At 48.6% G+C, this 24,120-nt stretch carries 20 protein-coding genes and 1 pseudogene; 13 read left to right on the plus strand and 8 right to left on the minus strand.

Going from position 1 to position 24,120, the window contains the following annotated elements; all coding sequences use genetic code 11:
* Window positions 1–28: 28 nt before the first annotated feature.
* From HV311_RS05535 to HV311_RS05580, 11 genes and pseudogenes are all read left to right on the plus strand, one after another.
* The gene (locus HV311_RS05535; protein ID WP_064349473.1) at window positions 29–1,009 is read left to right on the plus strand and encodes an IS5-like element IS5 family transposase; all 981 of its coding nucleotides are present in this window, start codon (window positions 29–31) and stop codon (window positions 1,007–1,009) included.
* Between the two features lie 141 nt (window positions 1,010–1,150).
* A pseudogene (locus HV311_RS27950) lies at window positions 1,151–1,327 on the plus strand (capsular biosynthesis protein); the annotation flags it as partial.
* Between the two features lies 1 nt (window position 1,328).
* Window positions 1,329–1,886, plus strand: a complete 558-nt coding sequence (locus HV311_RS05540; RefSeq protein WP_016154118.1) for a polysaccharide biosynthesis/export family protein — start codon at window positions 1,329–1,331, stop codon at window positions 1,884–1,886.
* A 2-nt stretch (window positions 1,887–1,888) separates the two neighbouring features.
* The gene (locus HV311_RS05545; protein ID WP_191220823.1) at window positions 1,889–4,018 is read left to right on the plus strand and encodes a GumC family protein; all 2,130 of its coding nucleotides are present in this window, start codon (window positions 1,889–1,891) and stop codon (window positions 4,016–4,018) included.
* Entirely contained in the window at window positions 4,015–5,226 is a 1,212-nt protein-coding gene (locus HV311_RS05550) for a lipopolysaccharide biosynthesis protein (RefSeq protein WP_115190319.1), read from the plus strand. The genes HV311_RS05545 and HV311_RS05550 overlap by 4 nt, the downstream gene beginning before the upstream one ends.
* Window positions 5,223–6,593 (plus strand): hypothetical protein, encoded by a 1,371-nt coding sequence (locus tag HV311_RS05555; protein WP_016154115.1) that lies wholly within the window; start codon window positions 5,223–5,225, stop codon window positions 6,591–6,593. The genes HV311_RS05550 and HV311_RS05555 overlap by 4 nt, the downstream gene beginning before the upstream one ends.
* A 4-nt stretch (window positions 6,594–6,597) precedes the next feature.
* Entirely contained in the window at window positions 6,598–7,587 is a 990-nt protein-coding gene (locus tag HV311_RS05560; RefSeq protein WP_016154114.1) for a glycosyltransferase, read from the plus strand.
* 14 nt (window positions 7,588–7,601) lie between these two features.
* Window positions 7,602–8,813, plus strand: coding sequence for a glycosyltransferase family 4 protein (locus tag HV311_RS05565; RefSeq protein ID WP_191220824.1), 1,212 nt, complete (start codon window positions 7,602–7,604; stop codon window positions 8,811–8,813).
* A 1-nt stretch (window position 8,814) separates the two neighbouring features.
* A complete protein-coding gene (locus HV311_RS05570; protein WP_019077506.1) occupies window positions 8,815–9,927 on the plus strand; it encodes a glycosyltransferase family 4 protein in 1,113 nt (370 codons plus the stop codon).
* Between the two features lie 2 nt (window positions 9,928–9,929).
* Entirely contained in the window at window positions 9,930–10,337 is a 408-nt protein-coding gene (locus tag HV311_RS05575) for a hypothetical protein (RefSeq protein WP_016154111.1), read from the plus strand.
* Between the two features lie 31 nt (window positions 10,338–10,368).
* A complete protein-coding gene (locus HV311_RS05580; protein ID WP_191220825.1) occupies window positions 10,369–11,760 on the plus strand; it encodes a DUF4832 domain-containing protein in 1,392 nt (463 codons plus the stop codon).
* 46 nt (window positions 11,761–11,806) lie between these two features.
* On the opposite strand, the gene galE is transcribed toward HV311_RS05580, so the two are convergent.
* From galE to melR, 7 genes are all read right to left on the minus strand, one after another.
* A complete protein-coding gene (gene galE, locus HV311_RS05585) occupies window positions 11,807–12,823 on the minus strand; it encodes a UDP-glucose 4-epimerase GalE (protein ID WP_191220826.1) in 1,017 nt (338 codons plus the stop codon).
* Window positions 12,824–12,889: 66 nt separating this feature from the next.
* Complete coding sequence (locus HV311_RS05590) at window positions 12,890–13,828, minus strand: glucosamine inositolphosphorylceramide transferase family protein (RefSeq protein WP_049270986.1); 939 nt, start codon at window positions 13,826–13,828, stop codon at window positions 12,890–12,892.
* A 152-nt stretch (window positions 13,829–13,980) separates the two neighbouring features.
* Window positions 13,981–15,012: an IS630-like element ISEc33 family transposase gene (locus tag HV311_RS05595; protein WP_032425611.1), complete on the minus strand. Its 1,032-nt coding sequence runs from the start codon at window positions 15,010–15,012 to the stop codon at window positions 13,981–13,983.
* Between the two features lie 179 nt (window positions 15,013–15,191).
* Window positions 15,192–15,827, minus strand: a complete 636-nt coding sequence (locus HV311_RS05600; protein WP_043017275.1) for a carbonic anhydrase — start codon at window positions 15,825–15,827, stop codon at window positions 15,192–15,194.
* Window positions 15,828–15,981: 154 nt separating this feature from the next.
* Window positions 15,982–17,154, minus strand: a complete 1,173-nt coding sequence (locus HV311_RS05605) for a MalY/PatB family protein (RefSeq protein ID WP_191220827.1) — start codon at window positions 17,152–17,154, stop codon at window positions 15,982–15,984.
* A gap of 124 nt (window positions 17,155–17,278) precedes the next feature.
* Window positions 17,279–18,739, minus strand: coding sequence for a Na+/H+ antiporter NhaC (gene nhaC / locus HV311_RS05610; RefSeq protein ID WP_016154105.1), 1,461 nt, complete (start codon window positions 18,737–18,739; stop codon window positions 17,279–17,281).
* 193 nt (window positions 18,740–18,932) lie between these two features.
* Entirely contained in the window at window positions 18,933–19,871 is a 939-nt protein-coding gene (gene melR, locus HV311_RS05615) for a transcriptional regulator MelR (protein ID WP_181633347.1), read from the minus strand.
* 309 nt (window positions 19,872–20,180) lie between these two features.
* Here melR and HV311_RS05620 point away from each other — a divergent pair, with 309 nt between their 5' ends.
* A complete protein-coding gene (locus HV311_RS05620; protein ID WP_191220828.1) occupies window positions 20,181–20,681 on the plus strand; it encodes an anti-virulence regulator CigR family protein in 501 nt (166 codons plus the stop codon).
* A 64-nt stretch (window positions 20,682–20,745) separates the two neighbouring features.
* On the opposite strand, the gene HV311_RS05625 is transcribed toward HV311_RS05620, so the two are convergent.
* Window positions 20,746–22,494: a sigma-54 interaction domain-containing protein gene (locus HV311_RS05625; RefSeq protein WP_191220829.1), complete on the minus strand. Its 1,749-nt coding sequence runs from the start codon at window positions 22,492–22,494 to the stop codon at window positions 20,746–20,748.
* 376 nt (window positions 22,495–22,870) lie between these two features.
* Between HV311_RS05625 and dpaL the strand changes: the two genes are divergently transcribed.
* The gene (gene dpaL / locus HV311_RS05630; RefSeq protein ID WP_442780720.1) at window positions 22,871–24,085 is read left to right on the plus strand and encodes a diaminopropionate ammonia-lyase; all 1,215 of its coding nucleotides are present in this window, start codon (window positions 22,871–22,873) and stop codon (window positions 24,083–24,085) included.
* The last annotated feature ends 35 nt before the right edge of the window (window positions 24,086–24,120 follow it).

The raw sequence follows: 24,120 nt of genomic DNA on the forward strand, positions 1-24,120 counted from the left end.
CATCTGGAGCCATGGAACAGGGTTCATCATGAGTCATCAACTTACCTTCGCCGACAGTGAATTCAGCAGTAAGCGCCGTCAGACCAGAAAAGAGATTTTCTTGTCCCGTATGGAGCAGATTCTGCCATGGCAAAACATGGTGGAAGTCATCGAGCCGTTTTACCCCAAGGCTGGTAATGGCCGGCGACCTTATCCGCTGGAAACCATGCTACGCATTCACTGCATGCAGCATTGGTACAACCTGAGCGATGGCGCGATGGAAGATGCTCTGTACGAAATCGCCTCCATGCGTCGGTTTGCCCGGTTATCCCTGGATAGCGCCTTGCCTGACCGCACCACCATCATGAATTTCCGCCACCTGCTGGAGCAGCATCAACTGGCCCGCCAATTGTTCAAGACCATCAATCGCTGGCTGGCCGAAGCAGGCGTCATGATGACTCAAGGCACCTTGGTCGATGCCACCATCATTGAGGCACCCAGCTCGACCAAGAACAAAGAGCAGCAACGCGATCCGGAGATGCATCAGACCAAGAAAGGCAATCAGTGGCACTTTGGCATGAAGGCCCACATTGGTGTCGATGCCAAGAGTGGCCTGACCCACAGCCTAGTCACCACCGCGGCCAACGAGCATGACCTCAATCAGCTGGGTAATCTGCTGCATGGAGAGGAGCAATTTGTCTCAGCCGATGCCGGCTACCAAGGGGCGCCACAGCGCGAGGAGCTGGCCGAGGTGGATGTGGACTGGCTGATCGCCGAGCGCCCCGGCAAGGTAAGAACCTTGAAACAGCATCCACGCAAGAACAAAACGGCCATCAACATCGAATACATGAAAGCCAGCATCCGTGCCAGGGTGGAGCACCCATTTCGCATCATCAAGCGACAGTTCGGCTTCGTGAAAGCCAGATACAAGGGGTTGCTGAAAAACGATAACCAACTGGCGATGTTATTCACGCTGGCCAACCTGTTTCGGGCGGACCAAATGATACGTCAGTGGGAGAGATCTCACTAAAAACTGGGGATAACGCCTTAAATGGCGAAGAAACGGTCTAAATAGGCTGATTCAAGGCATTTACGGGAGAAAAAATCGGCTCAAACATGAAGAAATGAAATGACTGAGTCAGCCGAGAAGAATTTCCCCGCTTATTCGCACCTTCCCTATGACTACACGCCGTCGGTCAATTTTGAGATTAAATATCAAATAGATATGTTGAATTCGAATAAGGATACTGATTCGTTTTATATCGGTCCCAACGACAATCAGGAAGTCATCAGAACGTTGGGTTATGATAATTCTATGATTATGCTTAAAGCTAAGGTTCAGATCTAAAATGAAAATAATAGAACTGTGCGCGGTTTTGCTATTCAGTATCCTGATGGTCGGATGCACAACGTCCAGCCCGAGATTAATGGACGATCCTGCTACTGTTCAGCAGGATTACCGACTTGGGGCAGGGGATACTGTCAATATCGCTGTTCATGGTCAACCCGATATGACGATGCGGTTTATTTTGGATAAGAGTGGGGAGATTAATTTCCCGTTTGTTGGTGCTCTTATATTAAAAGATAAAACTGTTGAACAGGTGACTAACGAATTAACTCAACGCCTGACTGGAGATTATTTTACTACTCCGATGGTGACGGTGAGTATTGCCGAGTTCCGTAAATACTATGTTTCTGGCGAGGTGAAAAGTCCGAATGGATTCGCTTATGAGCCAGGACTTACCGTTGAGAAATCTATTGCGCAGGCGGGGGGATTTACAGATCGTGCTGACCGTCAAGATATCAACATTCGCCTGTCAGGTAGCAATCAGTTGCTTGAGAATGTTGATTTAACGCACTCTGTTCATCCTGGGGATGTCGTGATTATTGGCATGGGGTTCTTCTGACGATGAAACTATCAATAGTGGAAAACGGCAAAAAACGAGAAAGCACTGTTGAATTCTCCCGCTTTGCCAAAGCGCTGAAAAAGAACGCCTGGAAAATCGCGCTGGCCGGTATCGTTGCCGGGGTCGTGGCTTATCCGTTAATCAGCATGATGTCCTCAAAGTATGTATCAACGGCGACGGTGCTGATTAAGGCGCAGGCCGATAACGTTTCTCCGTTCCCACAGGTTGATGGTTTCGATTCAACGCGCAGTGGTTACTACGAAACGCAATATGCGTTGATGCATTCACGAATTGTGCTCGAGCAAGCCGTTCGCGATATGAAGCTGGATGAAAATCCGGCATTTACCGGGGAAAAAGCCGATGATCAGGGCGCTGATAGCAGTGAAAGTCGGCAACTGAGAATGGAGCTGGCGCTGAAAACGTTGTCGAAAAACCTGAATGTCATCGGTATTCGGACAACGAACCTCGCCTCTATTACCTATGAATCGACTTCGCCCCAGGTTGCGGCTGATATCGCCAACGGCGTCGCGCAGGCTTTCATCAACTATACGCTGGAGCAAAAGCGTCAGAAAGTAGAGAAAGCCCGCGAACTGAATTATGAAAAAATGGAAGAGATTCAGAAGTCGATAGCGAAGCAAAAAGAAGAGATGGAAAGCTATCTGAAAAATGCCGGGCTGTTGACCTTTCGCGGTATCGATGGTTTTGAAACCGAGCAGTTAAGTATCGTGACCAATCGTCTGGCCGACGCGACCCAACGTCGTGTTGCCGCTGAATCCGTTTATAACGAAGTGAATGGAGCAGGGAAGTCCGCCGAGAGCGTTATCTCGCTGCCTTCGGTCTCTAACCATGCTCAGATTCAGGATCTGCGCATTGCGTTGATTCAGGCGCAGCGTACGTTGTCTGAACTGCGCAAAGTTTATGGGCCAAAAAACCCCGCCATTTTAAAAGCAGAGGCCGATGTTCAGTCGATCCAAAGCCAAACCGGACGGGTGTTGGGTGAGCTGAAAGTCGGCTTACGTCAGCAATATCTGGCGGCGCTGGCGGATGAAAAGAACTATCAGCAACAGGTGGAACAGCAGAAAGAGATCTTCCAGAAAATGGCGTCAAAACGGGATGCCTGGAACGGCCAAAAACTGTCGTTAGATAAAATGGAAGACCTGTATAAATCGCTCTATCAGCGTACTCAGGAGTTGTCGCTGTCCGGCGTGAATGCCGATGCGGTGTTATACGATCCCGCAGTTCCTGCATTAAAACCGGCGAAGCCGAATAAATCACTGCTGTTGGTGATGGTGGTCATGCTGGTGGTCGTGTTCAGCATCATGTATTTCATTGTCAAAGCGGCGATGGATAACTCAATCGCTAGCCTGAGTCGCATGAAAAAGCGCCTCAACGTTACCCCGCTGGGCGAAATCCGTCGTTTTAGTGGAACCTCAGGGCGTGCGCAAGTGCGGGACATGATCCTGAAGAACCCGCTGAATGCCGATATTGTGCACGGTATCCGTACCCGGATTATGCTGGATAATCGTCCATTACAGACGCTCGCCGTGGCATCGACGGAACACGGTGATGGGCGTTCTTTGTTGGCGAATCTGTTAGCGAACTCCTTTAGTTTTGACCAGAAAACGCTGCTTATTGATGCGGATTTCTTTAATACGGGCGGGCTTTCTTCTGAACTGGCATCAGCCACATCCGCAGGCCTGGCTGAGCTGCTGCGCGGAGAGACTCAGCTGGAACAGGCGCGGATCACGCTCAGTGATAATCTCGACTTTATTGCGCACGGCAAGAGCACCATCTCTTCTTTACTGATGTTGTCGTCGGAGCACGTTGAACCCTTAATGCGCGAACTGAAATCGCATTATCAGCGCATCATTATTGATGTTGCTGCTGTGAATCAGAGTCAGGATGTTCAACTGATCAAACGTGCCGTCGATGGGGTTGTTTTCATTGTGAAAGCCGGGATGGGGTCGGCGGGACACATCGCCAGCGCGCTGGATAAGATTGAGGAAAATAACGGCGTGGTGATTGGCGCGGTGCTCAATGCGGTTGAAGAAAGAGATCTTGAAACCCAGGAGGGTCTGCGTTCACTTAACTTCAGTACCGATCAACTGTTGACGACGCCAGGCCGGGTATGAGTCTACTGAAGAGCGCTTCCACGATAGCCGGTTCATCAGTCATCTCGCAGTTGATTGGTGCGCTGTCTATCTGGTTGATTTCGCACAAGTATGATATGGCTGAGGTGGGGCTTTATGCGCTCAATTACAGCATCGCCGTGGTGGGCGCGCAGGTGTGTACCTTTGCATCGCAGCTTTTAATTCCAAAACAGCACGACGACGAACTGGTACAGAACGTCGTTTTTTGCCTGATCCAAAGCACGATCATTGCCTTACCGTACGCCGTACTGACAGCGTGGCTGTTTCACCAGAACATCCTGTTCCTCTATTTGCTGACGCTGGCGACGGCGTGGGTTTTAATCTCGGAAAACCTGTCGCTGCGCACGGCCAATTTTCGTTTTCTGATTTTCCAGCGCATCTCTGTCTCTGTGGTGGTATTACTTTCGGTGCTGGTTACGCATCAGGTGCAACTGTTTTATTGGTCATGGGCCTGCGCGACGATGCTGCTGACCATAAGCTGTATTTTGCATTCGTTTGATATTCGTTCCGTGGCGGCCAGACATTTGCGACCTGCCAGTAACTGGCATTTTTTCAAACAAAATATCCATCACATTACCAAAGTCGGTAGTGCGGAAGTGCTGGCGATGGCCAGCAGTAATTTGCCGATTATGTTGATTAACTTTTGGTTCTCGGCGCTGACGGCAGGTTATTTTTCCGTGGTTAGCCGCTTTTGTCTGGCGCCAGTGGTGATCATTGGCAACGCAGTGCGCAATACTATTTTTTCCAAGTGGTCTATCGACTTCAGAAATAATACCTTTAATTATCAGGAATATACCAGGGTACGGATGCTACTGTTGGTTCTGGGGGTTATCTGTACTCTCGGGGTGTTTATTTTCTATCCAATAGTGATGCGTCTGGGCTTTAGCGAAGACTGGATTAACTCCATTGAGACGTCGCGCTACATGTTGCCCTATTTATTCCCGGCGCTGGCGATAAGCCCTCTGACGGTGATTGAGCTTATTTTTGGTTCCCACCGCTATTTTCTACGTATCCAACTTGAACAGCTGGCGATTGTGTTATTCGCATTTGTCGTCATTCCCTATTTTCATAAAGATTATGCCACGTCGGTTATCCTGTTTTCTTCACTGACATTTATTCGCTACGCCTTCATTTATCTGAAAATGAATAAGCGAGCCAATCTTCTGAAAGATAAGCCGGTGATACTATGACGCTGAATACCGGATACTATTTACAGGTTTTTAGCTTTGTCACGCTGATCCTGTGTGGCCTGGTGCAATACTTTACCGGCATGCAGTCGGTGCTGTGGATCCCCTTTTTCCTGACCCTGTTGATGGTGGGATTATTGGTGATGCAGACGCGTGATGGCTCGCTGCAGCTGGATGCGCAGGAGACGATTGTCCTGGCGTTGTATTTTTCGTTCCTGATACTGGCCGGAACATCGACGCTGATTCAGGGCGGGATCACCGTCGCGATTGTGGCATTTAAAAATGAAATCGCATTGTCACTGGTGATGATCTGTTTGCTGCTGGGATTTTGCCGGGAGTCGCAGATTTACCGTGCAACGCGCTATCTGTACTGGGTGTTTTACGCGCAAATCCCGGTAATGATTTATCAGGTTTTACTGGTCGTTCCCCAGCGCGTTGCGGTGCGTGGCGAAGATGAGAAATGGGACTCCGTGGTTGGTACGTTTGGCGGTGACCCCATGGGGGGCGGTAACACTGCTGCGATGGGCCTGTTTTGCCTGTTGATTATGTTGTTAAAAGTCTCTGAGTATAAGCACGGATTGACCACGTTCAAGTCCATGGCGTTGCACATTGTTCTTGGGATCGGGCTATGTATTATTGGTGAAGTGAAGTTCGTTATTCTGCTGTCACCTCTGTTCCTCGCGTGGGTGTGGATCTCACCGAGCTACGTCAAAGACGTCAGTAAGGTTAATCTGAAAACGCTGTTGGTTATTGTGGCGGGCATGCTGCTGCTTATTAGCCTGTCGATAGTGATCCTCGCGTACTATTATTCTTCCGCGTTTGGCGGCGATCCGTCGAAAAGTTCGTTAAGCATTTTCATCGACTCCTTAAGCTATATCTTTGACCCGAACTACATCATGTCTACGGGGGAGTTAGGGCGCTTTACGACGTTCCTGTTCTGGTTGAAAAATAACGATCTGTGGGGGCTTTCAGGAACGTTATTTGGTTATGGGCTCAACGCCACAAACAGCGGGAGTACGGTGTCGCCGGGCTTTTTGAATATCATTTATAACTTAATTCTCGACTCGACTTCCCTGAGTATGCTGCTGTGGGAAGTCGGGGTGATCGGCACGTTACTTTTTATTAGCTTATTCATTTATATCCTGAAAGTTTGTCAGCCAAAGCCATTACTGACGCTTGAACAACTGGACCAGCAGGATCTTCAGTTGCTGAGCTTTGCACCGGCGTTTAACGCTTTTGCTATCAGTTGCTTAATTAGCTTACCTTACAGCCAGATACTGATGATTACACCGATGTTACAATTCCTGTTCTATTTATCACTAGGATCAAGTTTAGTGATTCGTCGAACCGTCCTTCGCTGTGTAGGGTAATTGTATGGACCAAAAACCGTTTATTTCAGTGAGTATTAAAACACTCAATGAATCTGAATGTATTGAGAAAACGATAGACAGTATCCGCAGGCAGCTTGTTGATTATCCACATAAAATTATAGTGGCAGATAGCCTGTCAACGGATAACACCCAACAGCTTGCGATCGATAAAGGGGTGACCGTGGTCTCTTTAACTGACCCAGGCGATCGCTGCTGCGGCGTCGGGCATCAGTTAGGTTATCTGTATAGTGAAGGGGAATATCTGTTGCTGATGGACGGCGACATGGAGCTGGAAGAGGGCTTTGTGGATCAGGCTGTCGCTTTTTTGCAGGCTGAGCCGGAATATGCAGGTGTCGCGGGAACCGTTGAAATGGACGATGCCGTTAACTATGAATTTAAATCGCGTAAGCAGCGTATTAGTAAAATCTATCCGCTTGGAGATAGCGACCATTTAGGCGGTGGTGGGTTATATCGCCGCTCTGCGATTGAGAAAATTGGTTATCTCACCAACCGTAATTTGCACGCTTATGAAGAAGCTGAACTTGGCCTGCGTTTGCTCGATGCGGGTTATAAACTACGCCGTCTGAATATTCCGTATTTTATTCATACTTCGCATACCATGCCGACCTTTCAGATGCTGAAGCACCGCTGGAAAAGTGGATACTATCAGGCACCGGGCGAGCTTTTACGTTGTGCGTGGGGAAAACCTTATTTCGGCAAAGCGTTAAAAATGGTTAAGAACGAGGCGATTTTTTCTGTGTATCTGATTGCCTTGTTTATTGCGGCGGTGACCTTCAATCTCGAACTTTTCGATATTGCATTTCTACCCTTGCTAGCCTTTATTATCTTGAAAACCGTGCAGAATCGATCGTTATTGAACGGATTGCAGAGCGTAATGAACCTGGCCGTGCTTTCTGCGGGACTTGTTAAAGGGTTGACTAAACCAGTACGCGATCCGTTGACTCCGCCTGACAGTAAAATCATTCATGAATAACTAAGGCTGGCGCAATGAAAGTTTTATTAGTGAATAAGTTTTTTTTCATTAAAGGCGGCGCGGAAACCGTTTATTTTCAAGAGCGCGAGATGCTGAAACAGGCCGGAGTGCAGGTTGTTGATTTCTCGATGCAGCATGAGAACAATTTCCCTTCGGACTATGCGGATTATTTCGTCAGCAATGTGGACTACCACCAGGAGAGCAATCTGCTGGGCGGGCTCAAAACGGCGGTTAACTTTATTCATAATTCGCAAGCCTGCAAAAAGATGCTGGCGCTACTACAAAAAGAGCGTCCGGATATCGTCCACTTCCATAACATTTACCATCAGTTAACGCCAGCGTTGATTAAAGTGGCCCGCAATTTTGGCTGCAAAACGGTGCTGACCGCGCATGACTATAAAATCGTCTGTCCTGCCTATTCCATGCTGCGCGACGGTAAAGTGTGTGATTCCTGTATTACCGGGACGGTTTTCAATGCCTTCAGGTATCGTTGCCAGGAAGGCTCTGCTTCAAAAAGCCTCCTGCTCTCTTTAGAGGCGACCTGGCAATATATTGCGCAAAATTACCAGGCGCTGGATGTGATCGTTTCGCCGAGCGTCTTTTTACGTGGCGTATTGTTGCGTACGCTGCCGAATTCGCGCATTGATGTCATCGTCAATGGCGTTGATGACAGCCGTCCTCTGGGTGAGGTAAGCGATGCGGGCTATATGCTGTACTTCGGTCGCCTGAGCCGTGAAAAGGGCGTGGCAACGTTATTGGCGGCGCATGAGAAAATGCAGAACAAAGCGCCGCTGAAAATTGTAGGGCACGGTCCACTGCACGATGAATTAGTCGCCCAATACCCGGACGTTGAGTTTTTAGGTTATGTGCAACAAGGGGAAGCTCTCGATAACCTTATTAAGCATGCGCGGGCAGTGATCCTTCCTTCAGAATGCTATGAAAACTGTTCTATGGCGATATTAGAGGCGATGTCCTTAGGCAAGCCGGTGATCGGATCGCGCATCGGCGGCATCCCGGAACAAATTCGTGATGGTATCGAAGGGATTTTATTCGAACCTGGCAATGTGCAAGAGTTAGCAAATGCGCTGGATGCACTGGCCGACTCGCCAGAGAAGGCGCGGGTCATGGGCTTACAGGGTCGTGCGCGATTGAGTGAAAAATATGCGCTGAGTAAACATATGGATACTCTACTGGCGCTCTATAAAGAACTGCTGAGCAGGCCATAGTATGAGTAAAAAAATAACGGTTTTTGGTACGCGTGGTATTCCCGATGTATTGGGTGGGGTGGAGACACACTGTCAGAATCTATATCCTGCCATTAAGCAGCAGTTGGACGTTGATATTTGCGTGATTGCACGCTCGCCGTATGTAAATTACAAACGATCGTTATATAAGAAAGTTGAAACCTACGCGCTGTGGGCACCCAAAAAGCGCTCGCTGGAAGCGATTGTCCATTCCGTTTTAGCGGCATTTAGGACAAGTATCGACCATTCGGATATTGTGCATGTCCATGCTATCGGGCCTGGGCTTGTGATCCCATTATTACGCATGTTAGGGAAGAAGGTGGTTTTCACCCACCATGGACCTGATTACGATCGTCAAAAATGGGGATTCATTGCTAAAAAAATATTGCTGCTGGGTGAGCGTTGGGCAGTGAGATATGCCAACGAAGTGATTGTGATTTCTGAGGTTATTAATCAACTGATCCAGAAAAAACACGCTCGCTATGATGCGCATTTAATTCACAATGGCGTCAACGAGCCGCGGTCGTTATCTGCGCTGACCATCGACAATACGCTCTCCCGCTTTGGGCTGCAGCCGAAAAACTACCTCGTGGTGGTTGGGCGATTTGTGGAAGAAAAAGGGATGCATGATGCCATCGCCGCCTATCAGCGCAGCGGTTTAACTATGCCGTTAGTGTTAATTGGCGATGCGGATCATCCGACCGAATACAGCATTCGCCTCAAAAAGCTTGCCGCGGACACGCCTGGCGTTGTGATGACGGGGTTCTTGCGTGGTGATGAGCTTCAGGCGGTGTTTTCGCAGGCCCAGCTGTTTGTGATGCCTTCATACCATGAAGGATTGCCCATTGCGCTGCTGGAAGCGATGTCATTTTCTCTTCCTGCCGTCGTCAGTGATATTCCGGCTAACCTCGAAGTTCAACTGCCGTCCGAGGCCTATTTTAAGGTGGGGGATGTGACAAGCCTGGCCGAAAAATTAACCGAGTGGGCGGCAACCAATAGCGTGGACTATCGTGTATATTTGCAAAACTATAACTGGCATGAAATTGCCAAAAAGACGATTAACGTCTATCACTCAATTGATAAAGATATAGGTTAATTTTGACCAGTCCTCAAAATCGTCCTCCCGTCATCGAACGATTTTATGCTCACCTTGACGAGCCGATTGCGCAAGGGTTGACTCCTGAACAAAAAGAAGGGGTGGAAAAAGCGATCCTGGCCTCGACTCTGACTTCGCGGCATCAGATCGATATTCGCCGAAGCTTTCCCTTTTTCAGTAAACGCTATTATCTGGTTTTTTTGTTTGGCAGAGATTTGCGTCGGCAGCATCGTCAGGAATCGACCCTGTCGAGAATATTGCTCACTTTTTTGCTGCTGATTGCCGTGTTGTTCGTTACCTGCTGCGTATTGCTGACGCTGTATATGATCAAATCAGCATTAGGTATTGATGTGTTTCAAAATTTTCATGTAGGCATATGGGACTGGTGGTTAAGCCTGAAAAACCGCTAGCGTAAACAAACCTGTGGAGGGCGTCACTGCGATGAAGTGTAAATGGGTTTCTGCGCTGTTGTTGATGTCCTTTCCGTTGGCGGTTATGTCTGCATTAACGACCGTAACCCCCAAAGCATTAACGGGCCCGTTAACCAATCCGGGGATTGGCGTGGCAAGTTTTCATCAGGGGTACGGTGAAACGCTGGGTCTGGCGGATTATCCCAATACCGGATTTGAATACGAGCGATTTTACTGGCGAGAGCTGGAGCCTGTTGAAGGTCAGTATAATTTTGCGCTGGTGGATGATGCCTTCAAATACGCGGTAGCGCATCGTCCCGCGATGAATGTCGGGCTGCGGTTTATGGTGCTTGCCGATTCGGGGGATGGCACCAAAATTCCCGATTGGCTGATTAAAAAAGGCGTGAAAGGCAGCTGGACGCCCGATAATAAAACATTTATTCCGGATTTAAGCGACCCGCTGTTTATTGAGTACAGCCAGCGTCTGCTGAACGCATTCGGAAAACGTTACGACGGTAATGAGAATCTCGCTTTTGTGGATATCGGCATGGTGGGGGCCTGGGGTGAATGGCATAACAGCAATTTCCCTGATCTGAAACCACTGTTGGAGCAGTACACCACCGCGCAGTTAGACCCCTACGTCGCAATGCACTTTTCTGCCTTCCCTTCGACGCCGAAAATAATGTTGATGAGCGGTGGGCAAAGCCTGGCTAATGCGGTGGCGCGAGGGGCTGGATGGCGGGCGGATTGCTGGGGTGACCTGCGCGTATTTTCGGACTCCTGGAGCCATATGGCCGATGATTACCCGCAGCGATTACTGGCAGCACAGCAGAGCTATTCAGGGTTTAACGATGCCTGGAAACGTGCGCCGGTCAGTCTGGAAATCTGTTCATATATGCAGGACTGGAAGAACACCTTCCACTATACGCGTGCCGAAGTGCAGGGCATTTTTGACTGGGCGGTCAAGCAGCACGCCAGCACGATCAACCTGAAATCGAGAGCGATACCCAGCGATTATCGACCGATTGTTGACGACGCGCTGACCAAACTGGGCTATCGGTTTCGCTTAGCGTCTCTGAGCCATGAGTCCGTGTGGGACGGCGGACAAACGCTGAGGTTGAACAGTACCTGGTATAACGAAGGTATCGCACCGATTTATCTGCCCTACACGCTGGCATTTCGTGTGGTGGATAGCGCCAATAAGGTGGTGGCGCAGGGGAATGCGGCGGATGATATACGACGTTGGCTCCCGGGCGTTTATCAGGTTAGCTACGCATTGCCCATGCCGGGCCGACTGGCGAAAGGGCAATACGCCATTGAGGTTTCGATGCTGGATAAATCCGGGGTGGCAAGAATTAACTTTGCCAACGAAGGAAAGCAAAGCAGCGGCTGGTATCGCGTATCAACGATAACGGCACGCTAGCCCGTCACGGCAACGAGCCTGAGGCTCAGGCTCGTTGCCGGGTACATCAGATGTTATAACCATTCGGGTTGTTTTTTTGCCAGTTCCAGGTGTCACGCATCATTTCATCAAGGTTGTAGATGGCCTTCCAGCCCAACTCTTTGTATGCCAGTGACGGGTCAGACCAACATTCGGCAATGTCGCCGGGCCTTCTGTCGACAAATTGATAACTTATATTTTTCTGCGCCGCTTTTTCAAACGCCTCAATCAGATTAATCACAGAATAACCGACCCCGGTACCGAGATTAATCACCTTGTAGGCTGCGCCTTTGTTCTGGCTATCCAGCGCGGCTAAATGGCCTGTCGCCAAATCCATGACGTGGATATAATCACGAACGCCGGTGCCGTCGGGGGTTGGATAGTCATTACCGTAAACCGACACAGTTTTCAGCTTACCAATCGCAACCTGGGAGATGTACGGCACCAGGTTATTGGGGATACCGTTGGGATCCTCACCAATTCGACCCGATGGGTGGGCGCCGACTGGGTTGAAATAGCGCAGGCAGGTAATGCGGAAAGCGGGCTGCGCGCGGGAGAAATCGGCCAGAATCTGTTCGACCATTAATTTAGAGGTACCGTACGGATTGGTGGTACCCCCCGTACGCGATTGCTCGCTCAGCGGCACGCTTTCCGGATTACCGTATACCGTAGCTGATGAGCTAAAAATGAATCGATTAACGCCTGCGGCCAGCATCTCATCCAGTAAAACCAGCGTTCCAGTGACGTTGTTTTCGTAGTAAGCAAGGGGTTCTTTTATCGACTCGGAAACCGATTTGAGGCCCGCAAAATGAATGACATCAGTGATGTTATGGTTGGCGAAAATGTTTTTTAATGCCTGCCTGTCGAGAACATCAGCGATATAGACAATGGGTTCCCTTCCTGTGAGTTCCGCGACCCTGTCCAGCGAGATTCGGCTGGCGTTTGCCAGATTATCGATGACAACGACATCATCGCCTCTTTCCAGTAGCGTTAAAACAGTATGTGAACCAATATAACCTGCACCACCAGTGACAAGAATAGCCATACAGACTCCAGAAAAATGCTAAAAACCCGAGCGATTTTCCAGCAATGTACCCAAGGATCCAGTGGATCAGTTATTTTGCCGGGAAAGGTATACGTTTCTATATTTTATCATACACTTATATGATATTTTTTTAAAGATTGCCAACAGACTGAACTTATTTATTTTTGTATCATAGGCAATATAATTACTTGAGAAATTTAGCGTGTGAACGCCGTCACTGTGGTTGATCGACGAATTGATTTGTTCGATCAGATTCTCATCAAAAGTAGCGTCATTCAGTGTAACTAATTCTTTGATGTAGATAGATTTTCCATACGTTTCAGGTGTGCATTCCTGGGTTAAGAAATACATTTTGTTATCGACAAGATAAGGCGCACCCGCTCCCCGATGATGATGATTGCTCACCTTCAATGCAGGAGTAATTCTCTGCCACTGTCCGTGGAGATGCTCGGCCGAATGAATAATTATTTTATTATCCATGGTGGTCGACATAAGATAGCAGGTCTCATTCATTGAAAGAAAAATGTTATCTGTCACTTCGGTGTCAGAGATTAGAACTTTAATTTTCTTCCAGCGCGTAGGAAACTCTACAGACTGAAACAGTATCACTTCTTTTCTTTCTGATGATTCAGGAATCATGAAGAGCTGATCGTTAATATTAATCAGGAAAGGAAATGACAAATGACACATCAGGTCGTCAAAACCTTCAAGTTTCACGTCATCAATTTCAACCAGTTCACGATCAAGAATACGGCATCGGAGCGTGCCTTTCGAGTTGCGAAAGCTAAAAGCTTCATAAAAAACAAACAGTTTATCATCTTTTTCAATAAGAAAAGGATCGGCCTGAAACGTATATTTCTTTTTTAACTGCTGTGCAGCGGATTTACTTAATATATCCAGTGTATTATTCGGGAATAAGTGTGTACCATGATCCTTAATAATCATGATATCCCACGACTCATGATAGAATAACATATTTATTATTCTTTTTATTTTTGCTTGCATTCGTACCCGCTCCTTTTTATCGCCTGCATCATGTATGAACAGCTATTTGCGGCTCAGTTCATGAGACCTGTCGCAACGTTGTATGAATGTGCGAAAACTGATGTGAGAATACCAGTGGCTATTTTAAAACTAAATAGCTGCGCCTAATACCGCTACACTTTTGCCTGACCATGTTTTCCTCCGGGGAATGGGCTGGCGGTTTCCATAAAATGGCGGACCTTTTTCAGTAACTGCCACATTGAGCGGCACTGATGATTACGGGTTATCGTGTCATGAAGTGCCTGCCATAGCCGTTCCACATGATTCACCCACGGCGAGTAAACCGGCTGGTAAATTACCCTGAACTTGGGATTTGCTTTCAACCAGCGCTGTGTTTCGCGGCTTTTATGGATAATGTAGTTATCAACGATCAGCGTGATTGTTTTCGCCCGCCGGTAAGTGGCTTTCAGGTGCTTCAGCAGAGCGATAAACAGCGCTGAACTTTTGCTGTTGCCGCCCACGTAGCTGACTTTACCCGTGCCACTGTGCAGTGCGCCGGCCAGATAGTATTTTTCGTTCTGCCCCGGCGTCACTACCCGTTTCTGCTGTCCGCGCAACTGCCAGTCCGCACCGATTTTAGGATTAAGGTGGATATCCACTTCATCTTCATAAAATACCGGATGCTCTGCGCTGCATTCATCCAGCGCTTTGTGGATTACCGCCATCTTTTCATCTTTATGTGGGTCACGGATACGCAGAGTTGGCGCGGCCCTGCGCCATACAAGCCCCGCAGATGGCAACCAGCGGCGAACGGTTCCTGCATGTAACTGGCAACCGGTTATCTCATTGATTTTTAATGCCAGTAATTCGGTGCTCCAGCGTGAACGTTGATAACCAAAATCGCCGGGAGAATGCTTTATCAGCTCACGTAACAGGGTGCAGATATGTTCAAAAGGCCAGCGTCGGGAGCGCCCTGCGGGTAAGGATTTCAGGCCTTCAATACCTGAGTGCGTAAACCAGTTAATCCAGCGACCAACGGATGAACGAGCACAACAGAGAGTTCTGGCAACATCGCTGACCCGTTCACCCCGATGAAGCATCAGCATGGCCGTGAGTCTGCGGGCATGATTTTTATCGCGCGTTTTATGAATAGCTTTCTGCATCAGGCGTCGTTCGCCACGGGGTATTGGTGCTATGATCGGCATCGCTCAGTCCGGTTGGTGGTTTTGGTTGGTTTGGCGATTGATCAGATCGCACAATCCGGGCTGAGTTCCCTTTCAGTGATCTACTATTCCGCGCATCTATTTAGTCGCAAGCATGTTTTTTGTCTATAGCACAAAAGTAGGTAAAAGCTCTCCAGAGCATCCTTGCTCCAGTGGACGATTTACTCGAAATGCACCTGCGGGTTATCTGCAAGGGAAACGTAGGTTTTGCTGTTTTTATCCAGGGTACGGATTTCACCGCTTTCGATGTCATATACCCAGCCGTGCAGACGAAGCGCATTATTTCGCAGCCCAACCGCGACGCAAGGATGCGTTTTAATATTATTGAGCTGTGCGATAACGTTTTCTTCCACCATGGCGTTAACTTTATCGATTGGGTTATCCCAGGTTTTCTTATCAACCACGGCTTTCGCGGCATCGGCATAGTGCAACCAGTGAGCCACAGCGGGCATCGGATCCAGAGGCTGGCTATCAGCAATGGCTTTCATCGCGCCGCAGTTGGAGTGTCCACAGATGACGATATCCGTCACGCCAAGTGCGACAACCGCGTATTCAATCGTAGCAGATACGCCACCGGGTTCCGGTCCAAAAGACGGAACGATATTACCGGCGTTGCGGATAACGAAAAGCTGTCCGGGCTCTTGCTGAGTAACGAGTTCTGGCACCAGGCGGCTATCGGAACAGGAGATGAAAAGTGCTTTGGGATTCTGGCTGGATGCCAGGCTGCGAAAGAGTTCCTTACGTTGAGGGAAAATCTCTTTTTGGAAGTTGAGGAAGCCCTCAATGATATGTTGCATAGCAGTGTCTCTTTTCTCTGTTTAAGCAGGTTATGATGAAGATCACACTTTCCAGTTTAACACCAGCCGACAGAACGGAAAAACTTTATAGCAGTTCTGCAACATCTTTGTATAGTTTTGCCCCACCGTGGCGGGGCAAAGAGTGTGATGCGCGCTACGCGTTCTGTCGTTTTTGGTACGCGGCTTTCAGTCGGTTCATCGCTTCTACCAGTACCGAGCGCGGGCACCCAACGTTGAGTCTCATGTGACCCTCTCCGCCGGGGCCATATTGCGCGCCTGGTGACAGACCCAGTTTTGCTTCCTGCACAAAAAATGCGCCTAGCTGTTCATCGCTAAGATTCATTTTTTCCGCGTTCAGAAACAGAAGATACGATGCTCCGCCATACACAATGGAGATTAAGGGACAGTGCTTTTCAATTTCACTTTTAACAAACGCCACATTGTCGGCCAGGTAGGCTAATAATTTTTGGTGCCAGTCGCCACAATGGGTAAAGGCGCTGTAAATGGCCGCCTGCTGTAATGAATGTGTCTCGGCAAGGTAGCAGTTATCCAGGAAACCATAGAACTGATGGCGTAATTCATTATTTTTAATAATGGCAATTCCGCCCTGGATCGCCGCCGTGTTGAAGGTTTTACTGATTGAGGTCAGCACGATTGACTGGCTCCCTGTCGCTTCGTCTAAAGTAAAAAACGGCAGATGGCGCTTGCCTGGCAGGGTTAAATCACTATGCACTTCATCTGAGAGAATAATGACGCCAGCTTGCTGACAATAGTGACTTACTTTTTCCAGCGTTTCCCGCGACCATACCATACCGCCCGGATTATGCGGCGAAGGGAAAAGAAACATTTTGCACTGCTTGAGTTTTTCGCTGAAATCATGCCAGTCAAATTCGTAATGACCATCTTTCTCAATGAGGCGCGTTTGAATCAAATTCCTGCCGCTGGTATTTACCAGATTAGGGTAGGGGTCATATATTGGCGTACAGGTTAAAATATTATCACCTGGTCGGGTAAACACCATCAGAGAGAGCACGATAGTTTTTATGACGCCGGGAATAAAATGCAACCAGTGTGGCTTTATGTCGACATCATACTGTTGCGCATACCAATGAATAACGGACTCTTTCCATTGCGGATAATCCAGGTTGTAGCCTTGTACTGGCTGCGATACCACTGAACGCAGTGTGCTCATGATTGGCTCTGGCGTCACAAAATCCATATCTGCAATCCACAACGGTAATACATCGGTGGTGCCGTACATCTGTTGTAATTGACCGTATTTACGGCAATTAACATCCCTTATGACAATATCATCAAACAAAGACATTGCTGACTCCTGGACAGTCTCTGAAAAATAGTTTAAGCAACGCAACAGTGAAGAATATTTCTGTATATCTAATCGATATATTAAATTTACCCTGGTGGTAGCCAATATTTAGCTATTTATTAGCCTATGATTTTTGCTCAACCATATGCTCTGTAGCTTCATTTGGTTCATATTTAGCAATACCAATACCGGTGGCCGCCCACAGCAGGGCAAAGATGATGCCGCTGTAGCAGAGGATTGCCCATGGCAAATAATCAAGCGTCGCCACGCCCAGCATCGTGGCGCAATAAACGCCTGAGGCAGACCAGGGGATAATCGGTTCGACAACGGTTCCGGCATCTTCGGTAGTACGCGAGAGGTTCTTTGTCGCAAGTCCTCGTTTTTTATATTCTTCTTTAAAGGCATCGCCGCACAGCAGCAGTGGCAAGGTTCCATTTGCCGTACAGGCACAGATGGTGAACGTCGTCACAATCGTGGTGGCCACCAGGCGGAATGTGGATTTAACGCCTTTCGTGAGCGCGTTTATCACGGTGTGCAAAGAGCCTGTCGCACTCATTGCGCCGGCAAAGCTGAAGGCGCTGAAGACGGTGACGAAGCTGCTAAACATTGAAATGGCGCCGCCTCGTTCCAGTAAGCGCGAAACATCTGATGACAGTGTTGGCAGGTTATCTCCGGTGAGCATCGCGAGCTTAAAACCGCTAACCACGGATTCGCCAACCGATGATGCGGTAAATTGCTGAAAGGCTAATGCCAGAATCATCGAGACTATTGTGGATAAAAAGAGCATCGGGATTGGCGGTCTTTTTGACAATGAGCCATACAAAACGATGATCGGTGGCAACAGTAGCAGAATGTTAAAGTGATAAATCTGGCCGATAGCGTTCATCAAGTTGGTGATATTGGCTGGCGCGCTGGATGAGGCATCAATGCCCATGCCCATATAGCTGTATACGACGCAGCAAATAATAAATCCCGGGCCGGTGGTCCACAGCAGATGGCCGATATGCGAGTACAGGTTTACACCGGCAGCCAGCGCCGCCATGTTGGTTGAGTCAGAAACCGGAGAAAGCTTATCACCAAACCAGCAGCCGGAGACAATAGCGCCAGCAGCAATGGGCAGCGAAACATTCAGACCAATCGCTACGCCAATCATGGCAATCCCGACGGTTCCGATGGATCCCCAGGAGGTGCCGGTACAGACTGAGATCAGCGCTCCCAGCATAAATGCTGAAATATAGAAATACTGCGGGTTAATCCACTTCAGACCATAATAAATCATCATTGGAATAGTGCCTGACACCATCCATGCGCCAATTAAGAAACCGATACTGGCGACGATTAATATGACAGGAAGCGCTTCAGATATTTTATTGCAAATAGATTGTAGAATGTCATCCCATGTGTAGCCGTGAGCGATGGCGATAAACGAGGCGGTTGCGGTTCCCATGAGGATCATGGGTTCAGCTCGAATATTGAAGATAAAATATCCGATGCTAATGCCACCCAGCATGACTATCATGGGTAAAACTGACCAAAAGAAAGACAATGGCTTTCTGTTGTTGGCGGTGCAGCTATTTAATTCCATAATTCCATCCCAATCGTTAATGGTTGAACACGTCAAATAAATACCTGCTACAGGTCACCCATAACTGAGTAACATAGTTGCCAGAGTTCATGTCTGAACCCTATTTTATTAACTGCTGCAGATTATCTATTTTGACCTGCTATTCTGATGCTTATATTTTGGTTGTAAGGTAAGAGTGAGTTTGACGAATAAATTACCCCTCGGCATAAGGTGAATGATTTCGGCGCTGTTGGCTCAGTTTGCGATATTGCTGCGGCGGCATGCCGACGTATTTATGAAATGAGCTATAAAAACGGCTGCTGGATCGGAAACCTGCAATTGTAGCGATATCCAGAATTGTTTTATCCGTATCGCTAAGCAAAGCCCGCACATGGTTGATGCGCATTGCGGTAATATACTGTTTCATGGTTAGTTGCATCACGCGATGAAAAATGCCCATCGCATAATTTGGGTTGAGCTTAACGTGTTCGGCAATAGCATCGACCGTAAGCTGTTTGTCGCAGTTTGCGGCAATAAACTCCAGCATCTGGCTGACGTAAAACTGTGAATGCCGTGAAATACTGTTTTTCTGGGTGCGCGATGTTTTGTTACCCAGCACTGGCCGCCAGCCAGCGAGGCTAAATCGCTTGAGCATCAGGGCAATCTCATCAATGGCTAATTGACGAATTTGCTCATTGTTGCTGTTGAGTTCACTCTGCCAACGCTGCACTTCAAAAGCGCTCAACTGCTGCGAGGCAAGCGACGTAATCACCATCCCATGCGTCACGTGGTTAATCAGTTCCCTGTCCAGCGGCCAGGACAAAAAAAGATGCATCGGTAAGTTGAAGATGGCCATCTGTTTACAGTGCCCGGCATCCGTCAGCTGATGGGGTGTGCAGGCCCAGAACAGCGTGATAAAGCCCTGTTTGCTTTTCACCACTTCGTCATTGAAAAGGTACTCCACATCGCCATCAAACGGCACATTCACTTCAACCTGACCGTGCCAGTGGCTGTAGGTCATGGCCAGCGGAGCCCGCAGCTCGACGTCCATCCGCTGATACTCTGAGTAGAGCGCCAGCGGACTTCGCGACTTTTTTTCATAGCTGCGACACATATGTGGGTCGAGCGGCAGCTGCGGGGTACTTTTTGCCATTATGGGTGGTTTCCTGAATAGTGAATCTGACCATGGGTAGCGCCAAAGCATGAACATAGCTTAACCGAAAAAAAACGCCGTTTTCTCTCCATTTTCGCGAAGTTATTCCCAAAAACTCAGATCCTGTGCCTGTCGCTTGCCGATCTGAGTTAACGGGAATGGCGGTTTTTAATTTAAAAAACGGTCAATCAAAGCTGCTCACTTTGCAAAGCGACAGCGTTTTTCTGCCAATAAATCGGATTCATAGCGATAGCCAATATTCACGCAATACCATACATTTTGTATGTATCCATATCTTAAGGAATCATCATGTCCAGGCTCCGTACTTTAGCAACGGCTTTAGTTGCCGTTGCCGCGATGTCGATGTGCGCTATCCCCGTTTCGGCTAACCCCGGTAATGGCAACGGAAATGGTAATAGCGGCAACCATGGTAATAGTGGGAATAAGGGTAATAGCAGCCATAGCCAGAAAGGAAACCCAGGCCCAAAAAACAACTCGCAATCGGAACAGCGTAAAAATTATGGCAAGCCGGACCATGTTGATAGTGATATTAGCTATAACGTGGCCAGGCAGTATGCCGTCAGATATGGTTTGACGGGATATAAGTCACTGCCTCCGGGCATCGTCAAAAATCTGGCGCGAGGAAAACCACTTCCTCCGGGGATCGCTAAGAAAAGTGTCCCATCCTCGATGCTGAATCAACTGCCGTATTACCCGGGTTATGAATGGCAGGTTGTTGGCGACAATCTGGTGTTGATTGCACTGAGCACGGCAATTGTCACCGCTGTTATCAATGGTGTGTTTGATTAAGTATCCCTGTACTTAACCACCAAAAGCCCGCGCTACGCGGGCTTAATTGTTAAAAAAATGGGGCTCACAAACCATACAGTTTTATTTTTCGATAGAGCGTGGCAATACTGACTCCCAGTTCTGATGCAGCCTGTTTTTTGCCCTCCACGCTTGAACCAAATCGCTGGATGGCATTTTCGATGGCGTCCCTTTCCGCTTGTTTTCCTTGGTTCGCCAGCTGTCGGGGTTGTGCGGTCATCGTGGTTTTCCTGCTGTCAGCCGGGGAGAGTAAATAAGGGGGCAGATGGCTGGCGTTGATCCCGGCGGCTTCTCCGCGCATCACAAAAATGTATTCGATGACGTTGCGTAATTCACGAATGTTCCCCGGCCAGTGCCAGGCATAAAGGCGATTAATAACGTCATCGGGCAGTTTTTGCGGTGAACGCTGGTAACTGACCGAAAACTCATCGGCAAAGTATTGTGCGAGGACGGCGATATCAGCCCTGCGTTCACGCAGGGAAGGAAGCACCAGAGGGACGACATTCAGGCGATAGAAAAGGTCTTCGCGAAACTGATTATTCTCCACCATCGCGCTAATATTTTTGTTGGTCGCGGCAATAATGCGCACATCAATATTAATGATGTTATTAGAACCCACGCGGGTGATCGCTTTTTCCTGCAACACCCTGAGCAGCTTGGCCTGCAGGTGCAGCGGCATATCGCCGATCTCATCCAGAAACAGGCTGCCGCCGTTGGCCAGTTCAAATTTCCCCATTCGTCCTTTGGGATCTGCACCGCTAAATGCACCGCGTACATAGCCAAACAGTTCGCTTTCCAGTAGTTGCTCGGGGATTGCCGCGCAGTTGATTGTCACGAAAGGGGCGGCTTTACGGGGGCTGTTTTGGTGAATGGCAAATGCCACGACCTCTTTACCCGAGCCGCTTTCCCCGGTGATGAGCACGCTGGCGTAGCTGTTGGCAATTTTGCTAATGGTGCTTCTGAGCTGCTCCATTGAGGAAGAGTGACCAATCAGCCGCACCTGCGTGTCAGACTCGTAAGGGGATGGAGTAAGGTTACTCAGGTAGTCGTGCGCATCACGAAAGATGACCATCGTTAAGCGATCGTTATCCAGCGAGGAGAGCGAAATTTGTTTGCACAGTACATGGTGTTTCTGGCCTTCAAGCGTCAGCCATGCTTCTTCATCGCCATACAAACTGTCCCCGGTTGTTTCAATGGTCAGCGGTAATCCCTGAACTTCGCGGTTGAGAATGCGATCGGCTGAATGATTGGCATGCCAGATAAGACCATTGCCATCAATTGCTACAACGCCGCGGTCCATGGCATCGATCAGACGCCGAAATGCGCCGAGGGTTTCCTGCGCGCGTAAACGCTCCAGACATTCAAAGACCTTACTGGAGATCATCACCGCGATTTGCTCAATAAAAGTGACAAATTTATCAATCTGGCTCAATAACGCGTCACGCTGCGCCTGGGTTGAGCAAATAATTCCGATCACGCCAATCACTCGATTGTTGAGAAAAATTGGTGCGTTCAAATCCAGCATTTCAGAACAGTAGTGGTGTTTTTCACATAACTGACACAGCGGATGTTCGCCGGGGTTTTTGATAAGAACCGTTTCTCGGACCTGCAAAACGTGGTGGTAGATGTAGCCATTTTTTGCCACGTTTTCATTGCGCATATGTCGGTATTTACCGGTGCCAGCGATGCGCATTAAGGATTCATCGATGATTTCAACATCCGTTCCGGTTATGCCAGAAATAGCGTCGGCATAATTGCAGATATCATCCTGAATATTGCTGAGTACTGAAATCATGGTACTTCTCCGGCAGCGAGTGGCATTTCTCAAGGGAGATGATAAATATGCGAATCAATGCAAAAATGATTTGCGAAAAATCAATCTACCACTCTGTTTTTGGATGTTTTTTTTATTTTATCTTCCGCGATCACACTATTTATCAATTGTGAGAATTTATCAAACGAGGCGATAAACTAACGCTGTGGTATTTTTCAGTACCCATCTTGATCTCTTTTTAATTGGTTGAAAATAAAGCCTTTATTAAAATATTTATAAAGTTTTACTCGATTAATAAAAAACTGGTAAGCATTTTGCTCTATTGGCAATGCCGATAGCGTAAATATCTCTGTATACGTCTATTACAGGGAGTGAAATACCAGAACAATGAGGTTTTATGATGCAGGAAAACTTATCATTTTTTATCAACCAGACGCCGTTTACCGAACATCCAAACGCGCCGCTGGCACCGTTTAGTCGCCAGGAACTGGTAAAAGCGTTGAATTTTCATCGGTCTATTCCGGATTATGCGCCGACGCCGTTATATACGCTGCCGGCTCTTGCACAAAAGCTGGGTGTTAAAAATATCTATCTCAAGGATGAGTCTCAGCGTTTTGGCCTGAAAGCCTTCAAAGCGCTGGGCGGCTCCTATGCGATGGCGTGCCATATCGCGGAATTAATCGGTAAGGATATCAGTGAACTGCCGTTTGACGTGATGACCAGCGAAGAGGTACGCCGCGATCTCCAAACCGTCACGTTTGCCACCACCACCGATGGCAACCACGGTCGCGGTGTGGCGTGGATGGCGCGCCAACTGAAGCAAAACGCCGTGGTTTATATGCCGAAGGGCTCTTCGCAGCAGCGTTTGACCTCCATCCGTAATGAAGGCGCTACCGCTGAAATCGTCGATATGAACTATGACGATGCGGTTCGCATGACCGCGGAACAAGCACAAAAGCATGGCTGGATTGTGGTGCAGGATACCGCCTGGGAAGGGTATGAAAAAATCCCGCAGTGGATTATGCAGGGCTACGGCACGCTGATGCTGGAGGCGATAGACCAGCTGCATCAGGTTGCGCCGACGCATATTTTTGTTCAGGCAGGCGTTGGCTCGTTTGCCGGAATGGTGCAGGGAATGGTGGCTGCAGCCTGGGGTGAACACCGCCCGAAAGTGATCGTCGCTGAAGCGTTAATTGCCGATTGTCTTTACCGCTCTGCCCGTTCTAAAGAGGGGGATGCAATTGCGGTGGGCGGCGATTTGCAAACCGTGATGGCTGGTCTCGCCTGCGGTGAGGCGAACAGCATCGGCTGGAAACTGCTACGTGATTATGCCAACGCATTTGCCTCCTGCCCTGATGAAGTTGCAGCGCTGGGCATGCGCATGCTGGGTAATCCGTTGGCGGGCGATCCGCAGATCGTATCTGGTGAGTCCGGCGCGGTCACTTCCGGTCTGCTGGCGCTGCTGATGACCTCACCTGAACTGGCGCAAACGCGTGAACAACTGGGGCTGGATGCGCATTCCCGCGTGCTGTTGGTCAGTACCGAAGGCGACACCGACCCGCAACAATATCTGGATATTGTCTGGGGCGGTCAGTACCCGGGCATCAAATAACACATTTCCTGATTGAGAGAAATAACGGAGAAACC

The sequence above is a fragment of the Citrobacter sp. RHBSTW-00881 genome, assembly GCF_013728515.1.
Classification (GTDB): domain Bacteria; phylum Pseudomonadota; class Gammaproteobacteria; order Enterobacterales; family Enterobacteriaceae; genus Citrobacter; species Citrobacter braakii.